The 6,418-nt window shown below is 65.0% G+C and carries 6 protein-coding genes; 4 read left to right on the top strand and 2 right to left on the bottom strand.

Annotated elements, in window-relative coordinates; genetic code table 11:
• The 4 genes from AYJ54_RS08285 to tarD all read left to right on the top strand — a co-directional run.
• Positions 1–913: amidase (locus tag AYJ54_RS08285; RefSeq protein WP_245328936.1), on the top strand; the 913-nt coding region annotated here is incomplete at its 5' end.
• A 2-nt stretch (positions 914–915) separates the two neighbouring features.
• Positions 916–1,392 (top strand): glutathione peroxidase, encoded by a 477-nt coding sequence (locus AYJ54_RS08280; RefSeq protein WP_063698191.1) that lies wholly within the window; start codon positions 916–918, stop codon positions 1,390–1,392.
• A gap of 11 nt (positions 1,393–1,403) precedes the next feature.
• The gene (locus AYJ54_RS08275) at positions 1,404–1,646 is read left to right on the top strand and encodes a DUF3297 family protein (RefSeq protein ID WP_063698320.1); all 243 of its coding nucleotides are present in this window, start codon (positions 1,404–1,406) and stop codon (positions 1,644–1,646) included.
• 139 nt (positions 1,647–1,785) lie between these two features.
• Complete coding sequence (gene tarD, locus AYJ54_RS08270; RefSeq protein WP_063698190.1) at positions 1,786–2,955, top strand: D(-)-tartrate dehydratase; 1,170 nt, start codon at positions 1,786–1,788, stop codon at positions 2,953–2,955.
• Positions 2,956–3,128: 173 nt separating this feature from the next.
• On the opposite strand, the gene AYJ54_RS08265 is transcribed toward tarD, so the two are convergent.
• Positions 3,129–4,577, bottom strand: coding sequence for an MmgE/PrpD family protein (locus AYJ54_RS08265; protein ID WP_063698189.1), 1,449 nt, complete (start codon positions 4,575–4,577; stop codon positions 3,129–3,131).
• Positions 4,578–4,621: 44 nt separating this feature from the next.
• Positions 4,622–5,974, bottom strand: coding sequence for a malonyl-CoA decarboxylase (locus tag AYJ54_RS08260; RefSeq protein ID WP_063698188.1), 1,353 nt, complete (start codon positions 5,972–5,974; stop codon positions 4,622–4,624).
• Between the last annotated feature and the right edge of the window lie 444 nt (positions 5,975–6,418).

Genomic DNA, 6,418 nt, shown 5'->3' with positions numbered 1-6,418 from the left:
GGCGGCCGGCATCGGCCACATCGCCCATGGCACCGACATCGCGGGCTCGATCCGCTATCCGGCCTATGCCTGCGGCGTGCATGGCCTGCGCCCGACCATGGGCCGCATTCCCGCCTTCAACCCGGCGCTGCCGGAGCGTCCGATCGGTCCGCAGATCAGCGCCGTCTCGGGGCCGCTCGCCCGCACCGTCAATGACCTGCGGATTTCGCTGGCCGCCATGTCGGCGCGCGACATCCGCGATCCCTGGTGGGTGGCGGTGCCGCTGGAAGGCCCGGCGCGGCCGAAGCGCGCCGCGCTCTGCCTCAACCCGGACCGGCTTGCGACCACGCCGGAGGTGAAGGCGGCCGTGAGCGATGCCGGCAAGCGGCTGGAGCAGGCGGGGTGGACCGTCGATGTGATCGAGAACACGCCGCCGATGCGCGAGGCGGCGGAGTGGCAGACGAAGCTCTGGCTCGGAGACGGTTACGAGGCGCAGCTCGAGATGGCCGAGCGCGAGGGGGATCCCGGCGCGCTGGCGTGTCTGCGCGGCAATCGCGCCAAGGTCACGCCGTTCGATCAGGCCGCTTATGCGAAGGCGCTGACCCGCCGCGCCACGCTGACCCGCGAATGGATGCTGTTCTTCGAGCAATATGCGGTGGTGCTGACGCCGGTCTCCGGCGAACTGCCGTTCCCGGACCATCTCGACCGCAAGGACGATGAGTCCTTCAAGCGGGTCTGGGAGGCACAATTGCCGCAGATCGCCATTCCCTTCATGGGACTGCCGGGCCTCGTCGTCTCGACGGGTCTCGTTGGCAAGGCGCCCGTCGGCGTGCATGTCGTCTCCGGGCGCTATCGCGAGGACCTCTGCCTGCTCGCGGGTGAGGCGATCGAGGCGGGCGGCGTGCCGCCGTCGCCGATCGACCCGGTGGGCTGACGATGTCCGCGATCTACGAATTCAAGGCCAACTCGCTCTCCGGCGAGGAGGTTGAGATGCGGCGCTTCGAAGGACAGGTGCTTTTGATCGTCAACACCGCGAGCAAATGCGGCTTCACGCCGCAATATCGCGGGCTCGAGGATCTGCACCGCAATTTCGGTCCGCGCGGCTTCTCGGTGCTCGGCTTTCCCTGCAACCAGTTCGGCGGGCAGGAGCCGGGGCAGGCGAGCGAGATCCAGGAATTCTGCTCGACCAACTACGACGTCACCTTTCCCCTGTTTGCGAAGATCGACGTCAACGGCGCCAATGCGCATCCTTTGTATGAGTACCTGAAACACCAGCAATCCGGCCTGTTAGGTGCCTCCATCAAATGGAATTTCACCAAATTCCTGGTGGACCGCGCCGGCAAGGTGGTCGCGCGCTACGCGCCGACCGCGCGGCCCGAGGGATTGCGGAATCAAATCGAAACACTGTTGTGAGCGAGACAATCATGAGCGACGAATTGCCGGACCGCCTGTCGGTCGATCCAAACAGCCCCTATTACAACGCAGACATCCTTTCGCGTGACGTGGGTATCCGCTTCAAGGGCATCGAGAAGACCAATGTCGAGGAGTATTGCGTCAGCGAAGGCTGGGTGCGCGTCACCGCGGGCAACGCCAAGGACCGCTACGGCAACCCGCTGACCATCAAGGTGCATGGTCCGGTCGAGCCGTATTTCAGGGATAAGAAATAGTCTGGCGCGTTCTCTCCGCTCGTCATTGCGAGGAGCAAAGCGACGAAGCAATCCAGACTATTTCCGCGGTGAGAGTCTGGATTGCTTCGCTTCGCTCGCAATGACGAAGTTCCTCTCGACCATCGAAGGCTGAACAACCATGTCCGTCCGCATCGTCGACGTCCGCGAGATCACCAAGCCGATCTCTTCGCCGATCCGCAATGCCTATATCGACTTCACCAAGATGACGACGAGCCTCGTCGCTGTCGTCACCGATGTGGTGCGCGACGGCAGGCGCGTCGTCGGCTACGGCTTCAATTCCAACGGCCGCTACGGGCAGGGCGGTCTGATCCGCGAGCGCTTTGCCTCGCGCATCCTCGAAGCCGACCAGAGGTCGCTGCTCAATGCAGCCGGCAACAACCTCGACCCTGACGAGGTCTGGGCCGCGATGATGACCAATGAGAAGCCGGGCGGTCATGGCGAGCGCTCGGTCGCGGTCGGCACCATCGATATGGCGGTGTGGGATGCGGTGGCGAAGATCGCGGGCAAGCCGCTGTTTCGCCTGCTGGCCGAGCGTCACGGTCGGCAAGCCAATCCGCGCGTCTTCGTCTACGCGGCCGGCGGTTATTACTATCCCGGCAAGGATCTCTCGATGCTGCGCGGCGAGATGCGCGGCTATCTCGATCGCGGTTACAACGTCGTCAAGATGAAGATCGGCGGCGCGCCAATCGAGGAAGACCGCACGCGCATCGAGGCGGTGCTGAAGGAGATCGGCAAGGACGCGCAGCTCGCGGTCGATGCCAACGGCCGCTTCGATCTGGAGACCGCGATAGCCTACGCAAAAATGCTGCGGGACTATCCCTTGTTCTGGTACGAGGAGGCCGGCGATCCCCTCGACTATGCGCTCCAGGCCGCGCTGGCCGAATTCTATCCGGGTCCGATGGCGACCGGCGAGAACCTGTTCAGCCACCAGGATGCCCGCAACCTGATCCGCTATGGCGGCATGCGGCCGGACCGGGACTGGCTGCAATTCGACTGCGCCTTGTCCTACGGCCTCTGCGAGTACCAGCGTACGCTGGAAGTCTTGAAGACCTACGGCTGGTCGCCGAGCCGCTGCATTCCGCATGGCGGTCACCAGATGTCGCTCAACATCGCGGCCGGCCTCGGCCTCGGCGGCAATGAGAGCTATCCCGACCTGTTCCAGCCCTATGGCGGCTTCCCCGACGGCGTGCGCGTCGAGAACGGCCACATCACCATGCCGGACCTGCCGGGCATCGGCTTCGAGGGCAAGTCGGACCTCTACAAGGAGATGAAGGCGCTGGCGGAGTAGCGTTCGAACTCGCCAAGCTCTCAATCGTCATGCCCCGGCTTGACCGGGGCATCCAGTACGCCGCGGCCTTTCCGTATTCATCACCGCCTCTGGAATACTGGATCGCCCGATCAAGCCGGGCGATGACACCGACGTTGTGGCTACGACATCCGCATATCCAGCAGCACGCCCCCTCAGGCGCGTTGAATGAACGGCCGCAGGGTGCGGATGTCAGTCACGGATTCGATCTCGTAGACCGACTTGATCAGTTGCTCCGCCTTGTCGCGTCCGACGACCGGCGCGATCAGATCGCGTGCCTTGTCGATGACCTCTTCCCGCGACATCGGGTTGCGCGGCGTGCCGCGTACGGCCGTGACGCGCTCGGAGAGGCGGCTTCCGTCGGCGAGCTCGATCTCGACGATTGCGACGCGCACCGGCAGGAGCTTTGCCAGGTCCTCGTCACGCACCAGATCGATCTTGGCGCGCTCTTTCAGGATCGCGGCATCCTGCATGCGCGGCTTGTCATGCGCCGCGTGAAAGGAAGCGGTCTTGTCCAGCAGCATCACCGCGACCATGTGCTGGAGGCAGATGTCGGGGATGTCGCGGTTGTCGACCACGGCGGCGACCGATGGGGCAAGGTGCACCGTCACGCGCCTCACCTGATCGGCCTCGAACGAATGCTTGCTGCGGATCGCATAGATCGCATCGAGCGGGCCCTGAATCGGCGACCCGACCGTCCATTTCTTGATGTCGGTGCCGGCGATCTCGTAGCGCTCGCCGAGCCTTTCCACGAGCCGTCCGGTTGCGGCCTTGGGCGCATAGGCCAGGAAGAAATTGTCGGCGCCCGAGAACACGTCGTCGACGCCGTTCCAGTCCGAACGCACGAGCAGCGCCGACGTCACACCGTTGCGGGCGGGCATGCCGGCGAAGACGAAACCCTTCTCGATGTGGTCGATGTCGCGCCGCCACACGATGAAGCCGGAGGACTGCTGCGCGGCATAGTCGAGCACCCAGCGCATCCTGCCTGCGTCGAAGCCGGCGACGCAGGCCGCCGCGGCAGAGGCGCAGAACGTGCCGGCGATGCTGTGTGTGCTTAGGACACTCTCATAGCTGAAATCGGCCCCGCCCATGGCCATCACCACGCGCGTGCCGATGTCGTAGCCGAGCGTCACCGCGCGGAGGAAATGCGTGCCGTCGATCCCGAGGTCCTCACCGAGCGCAAGCGCCGCGGGAATGACCGAGCAGCCGGGATGCGAACGCGACGGGCTGTGCGAATCGTCGGTCTCGTCGGCGTGCGCCATGACGCCGTTGGCGAGCGCGGCCTCGACGGGCGATGCAGTGAACGTCGTTCCGGCGATCGTCGCCTTTCCCGGCGCGGCGTTGGCGCGGATGTAGCGCTGTGCCGCCAGACCGGGAGGCAGCTCCGATCCGGAGATCATCGAGCCCAGCGTATCGAGGATGTGGTGCTTGGCATGTTCGGCAACTTCCGCCGGCAGCGCGCGGGTCCTGGCGGCGCTCATGTAGTCGCAAAGCGCCTTCATCTCCGGCCCGGCGGCGGATCCTTGGGCAAAACTGCGTGCGGGCGCGAGGGAGAGACTGGTCGCCGCTGCCGCGGTCAAGCCGAGAAAGTCGCGTCGATTCATGGTGTCCCGTCTTGGGTGCAGGAATCCGATGAAGCGTCAGGCGACTATGACAGCCGCATGTCCAGCAGCCTCCGCCCTTCGCCCTTGAGCAGCCGCTTCACCGCGCTCGAGGCGACGACCTCGCCGTCATTGGCGTAGGCTTCGTGGTTCTTCTCGATGTCGTCGAGGCGGTAGAGATAGTTGACCATGATGCCGGCCGACTCCCGCACGCCCTTCGGCGAGAGGTCGCCGAGCCAGTTGACGCGTTCGAGCCGCGCGCCGTTGCCGAGATGGAAGCGGGCAACCGAGTCGATCAGCCGGCCCTTCGGCGTGCGCGCCCTCAGGAAGTAGTGTGCCGCAAGCGGCTCCAGCACGGAGCGCAACTGAGCGGTCGCTTCCGCATGCTCGAACCATTGCGGCTCGTCGAGTAGCTTCAGCAGCTCGCGATCGTCGTCCGACAGCGGCAGGTCCTTGTCCTGCTTCACCCACTGCATGAAGCCCGGCACCGGCGACAGCGTGACGAACGAGTCGAGCCTGGGCAGTTCGCGGCGCAGCTCCTCGACCACCTGCTTGATCAGGAAGCTGCCGAAGGAGATGCCCCCTAGGCCGCGCTGGGTGTTGGAGATCGAATAGAACACGGCGGTACGCGCACGCTCGATCGGCAGGTGTTGGCGGTCGACGGCGAGCAGCGGCGCGATCGCTCCGGGAATCGCCTCGGTCAGCGCCACCTCGACGAAGATCAGGGGCTCGTCCACCATCGCGGGATGGAAGAAGGCGTAGCAGCGGCGGTCGACCGGATCGATGCGGCGGCGCAGGTCGTCCCAGTCGCTGATCTCGTGCACGGCCTCGTAGCGGATGATCTTTTCGAGGATGTTGGCCGGCGTCGACCAGTCAATCCTGCGCAGCACGAGAAACCCCCTGTTGAACCACGAAGAGAGGAGATGGACGACGTCGCGGTCGAGCGCGGCGAGATCGGTGTGTCCGTTCATCATGCCGAGCAGGTCGGCGCGCATGCTGACGAGATCTCCGGTGCCGCCGGGTGCGCGGTTGAGGCGGCGGATCAATTCCTGCCGTCGCGGCTCCGAGGCGAAGTGCAGGGAACTGGCGTCTTCATCGCTGGTCTTGGCGCGCCATTTTTCGATCGCCTTGGCCAACCGATCCCGGTCCGGGCCGAAATCGCGCACCAGTGCCTCGAAAAAGGCGCGTCGTCCTGTCGCATCCAGGTTCTGGTAGAGGTCGAGCACCTCGCGCGCCATGGCGGTGCCGGAGGCTTCGCCCCGACCCGACAGCAGCGCCTCGCAGAGCTCGATCAGGCCGTCGGCGTCGTGTTTGGTGTCCGAGGAATCGCCGCGGCGCAGCAGCGTGCGGCCGCGTTCAGAGATCGTGTTGAGCAGATCGGAGAAGAAGGCGTTGGCCATCTGGGCTTTTCGAATCCGGTTTGTGCGCCGCGGAAGCTTACACGGGATTTAGGCGGAAGCCGATCACAATCAAGCGCAAGAATTTGGCATCTTTAGATGGGCCATGCGTCCCAAGAAAGCCGTCATGAAAAAAGCCGTCATGAAAGGTGTCATGCCCCGCGGAGGCAGGGCCTCCAGTACGCCGCGGCCTATCCGTATCCGACTGGCGTTCTGGAATACTGGATCGCCCGCCCCAGTGCGCAATTGCGCACAAGGCGGGCGATGACGGTCGCGAATGTGGGTGCAGCGGGCGTACTCGCCCCAAAACACGCTGTCATGCCCCGCGGAGGCGGGGCATCCAGTACGCCGCGGCCTATCCGTATCCGACTGGCGCTCTGGAATACTGGATCGCCCGCCCCAGTGCGCAATTGCGCACAAGGCGGGCGATGACGGTCGCGAATGTGG

Origin of the sequence: Bradyrhizobium centrolobii (assembly GCF_001641635.1) — a bacterium.
Lineage (GTDB): Bacteria > Pseudomonadota > Alphaproteobacteria > Rhizobiales > Xanthobacteraceae > Bradyrhizobium > Bradyrhizobium centrolobii.
This window is presented reverse-complemented; position numbering and strand designations above follow the sequence as displayed.

Coding starts and splice junctions, on each gene's coding strand:
- AYJ54_RS08280 (WP_063698191.1), top strand. CDS start 916: ATGTCCGCGATCTACGAATTCAAGGCCAACTCGCTCTCCGGCGAGGAG.
- AYJ54_RS08275 (WP_063698320.1), top strand. CDS start 1,404: ATGAGCGACGAATTGCCGGACCGCCTGTCGGTCGATCCAAACAGCCCC.
- tarD (WP_063698190.1), top strand. CDS start 1,786: ATGTCCGTCCGCATCGTCGACGTCCGCGAGATCACCAAGCCGATCTCT.
- AYJ54_RS08265 (WP_063698189.1), bottom strand. CDS start 4,577: ATGAATCGACGCGACTTTCTCGGCTTGACCGCGGCAGCGGCGACCAGT.
- AYJ54_RS08260 (WP_063698188.1), bottom strand. CDS start 5,974: ATGGCCAACGCCTTCTTCTCCGATCTGCTCAACACGATCTCTGAACGC.